The organism is Aurantimonas sp. C2-5-R2 (assembly GCF_036549495.1).
In the GTDB taxonomy this organism is placed as follows: Bacteria; Pseudomonadota; Alphaproteobacteria; order Rhizobiales; family Rhizobiaceae; genus Aurantimonas; species Aurantimonas coralicida_A.
The window spans coordinates 1-2,845 of sequence record NZ_JAZHLJ010000174.1; the positions used below are offsets into that span (position 1 = coordinate 1).

At 62.6% G+C, this 2,845-nt stretch carries 2 protein-coding genes; both read right to left on the reverse strand.

The genetic code is table 11. The features are described from left to right. A partial coding sequence (locus VQ044_RS24515; RefSeq protein WP_331827847.1) for a site-specific integrase occupies window positions 1-514 on the reverse strand: 514 nt, incomplete at its 3' end. 640 nt (window positions 515-1,154) lie between these two features. After that, window positions 1,155-2,267: a hypothetical protein gene (locus VQ044_RS24520; protein ID WP_327650119.1), complete on the reverse strand. Its 1,113-nt coding sequence runs from the start codon at window positions 2,265-2,267 to the stop codon at window positions 1,155-1,157. Between the last annotated feature and the right edge of the window lie 578 nt (window positions 2,268-2,845).

Below are 2,845 nucleotides of genomic sequence, written 5' to 3' on the forward strand. Positions count from 1 at the left end.
ACAGCTCGCCATCACGAATATAGCGGCTGAGCATTGCATCACTGGCGTGCCCAGTCTGCTGCCTGATTTTCCATGACGAGGCACCAGCCTGAGCGGCGCTGGTGGCGAAGCCGGCACGGAGGCTGTGTCCGGAGTACCCCTCGGGATCGAAGCCAGCCGCTGCCAAGCGTTTCTTCACGATGATCGAGACAGCTTCTCCCGACAGACGCTGATCCCCGACGCGCCCATGTCGGTTTATGCCCCTGAGAATGGGGCCGGCTTCGATGCCGAAGGTCGACAGCCAGACTTCCAATGCGGCGACCGGGCACCACCGCGTCCGGCCATGGGGTATCCCGATTTTCCTGCCCGCTCCCGTCTGGTCCGTCTTCGACCGGCGCAACGTGATCACGAGCCCCTGGCGCACGGTCTCCACATCGGCGACATCCAGCCCGACCAGTTCCGATCGACGGAAGCCGCCAGCGAACCCGATCAGCAGCAGGGCACGGTCGCGGATGTCCTTCGGCCGGTCGCTCATAACCNCTGGCGCACGGTCTCCACATCGGCGACATCCAGCCCGACCAGTTCCGATCGACGGAAGCCGCCAGCGAACCCGATCAGCAGCAGGGCACGGTCGCGGATGTCCTTCGGCCGGTCGCTCATAACCGCCAGCACGGCGAAGAGATCATCGCGCAGCAGTGGATTGGCTTGGCGCTGAGCTGAACCGTTCCTTCGTCTGATGCCCCGCAGGGTCGCCTTGACGAGTGCATCGGTCGTCGGGCTCGACACCCGCTTCAGCGCGTGGGCTTTCGCCAGTGAGGCAAGCCGCCGGGTCAGCGTGGCCGGGGTCAAAGCGTCGGCGTGGGTGGCCAAGTAAGCGGCGATCATTTCGGCCGACGCCGGGATCATGCCACCCCAGGCGACGAAGTGATCGAGGTCGGATTGGTACGCACGCTTGCTGCTGGCCGACAGTGAGCCGTCGACCAGATCGGCCACGGAAGGTAAAATTCTACTAAAATTCGAGAGTTCGGCTGTGCAATTGATTGCACGCGGGGCTTTTTGGTTCGTGCAATCAATTGCAATTCTACCGACCGCCTCGTTAATTTTCCATTTATCGCCCGCGTTTTTCTCTTTTTTGGGCTCTGATAATGGAGGGTTATCGGAGTGTAGGAAGTCGTTCATCGGCCTTCCCTGGCCCGTCGTGCTGGCTGGAGAAGCCGGGCACGAACCTCATTCAGATGAGCAAGATTGGACCGGAAGGCAGCGAGGATGTCGGCCATGCCGGTGGCAGGGATGCCGGCCCAGAGCAGATCCGTCTCGCGCCCCAGCGTACCCAGCTCATCGACCTGATCCCACTCGAACCGGTGCGTAACCGGCATGGCGTCGGTGTAGAAGGCCGCGAGATACGCAGCGTCCCTATGCCGGAACTCGGGGACGTGTCGTTCAAGAGCCGAGCGCACATCCTGGTTCTCACGAGCGAAGGTCACAATCGCCTGACGGCCGGCCCGCGTGTGCTTGTCGAGGGCATAGGTTGGGACGCCGTTCACGAATAGCGTGGGCGGGACCGGCACGGATCGGCTTGTCGGCTCACTCCGTCCCCGTCTGAGTTCCTGGAGGAGCGGCGGCAGCATGAGGACGATGGGCTCGCGTGTGGCCCTCGCAGCGGCCTGTATGGCCAGTCCCGCCGCTTCGGGCAGGCCGGCATCGATGTAGGCCGTCATGAGGCCGGTCAGGTCACCGCCGCCGATCCGCTTCTCAGTGCCGGCTTCGACCCCCGAGGCGAACCATGACGCGGTCGCCCTTAACGCCAATGGCTGCTCGGCGTCCGTCGCGAGGGCGATCCTGTCTCTGATGCTGAGCGCACCCACGGTCTCGCGGTGGCATTCCCAATCCGGCCGGTGGACGGCTGAGCAGATCAGGTAATCGCTCGACCGCTCCTTCGGAGCCGCCGCCATGGCTCGGACCATCGAACACGTGACCGTCGGCGTGTCGCCGTACCGCCGTCGAAGACGGGCGTCGGTGCAGAGCCGGGTGAGGGTCACCAGCAGATCGGGAGCGCCGATGCCGATATCCTCGAACGCGATCACCATCAAGCGCCGAAAGACGCCGGTCCCCCGATGACCGATCAGTGTCAGAACGGCACGCTCAGCGGTCTCGGCGTCACCTCGTCGGATCGCCTTATGGACGGCCGAGCTTGCCACCCAGGGGTCGCAGGATAGTGGCTCGATGAGCGGGGGCGACCCCATCTCGATGTCATCTGGCGGTCCGTCGTATTCGAATAGGTTTGTCATCATGGCCTCCTTGCCGTGGCAGGGAGGTCGAGATCGAGTGACCCCAAATTGACGCTAGCTGATGGGCGAGCGTGGGCAAGGATTGATCGCCGCTAAGGCAATTGATTTGGACATGTCTCTGGCCAGGTGCCCCCCGCCGTTTCCTACTTTGTAGATGGTCAATACGAGCCGTCTACACTCTACGGGCCAGCGTCTTCCGATCTAACCGGCGTTTGTCCTCAGAACTATCTCGGAGACAGGTGAGGCGGGCGAAATGTCCCCGCCCCATTCGAGCGTATCTCTCGCGTTCAAATGGTGGTGCGCAGTGCCGGTGGATCACACCTTCGACCCGACCGGAGGAACCTGTTTGATGATCCCGTGGGCGTGCTTCACATCCCAGCCGATCGGTTCGCCGTTGATGAAATTCCAGACGCAGCTCTCGGTCGCTTCTTTCAATCGGTTCCAGCTGAACTGCCCCTTCTTGGTCCATGCCGAGTTGCTGTCGTACCACCCTCCGTGCCAATGACGATGAGACATCGACCACCCGGGAATTTACCCTTGAGGGCGCAGGTAACGTATCGACATGGTAATGCCCCAGA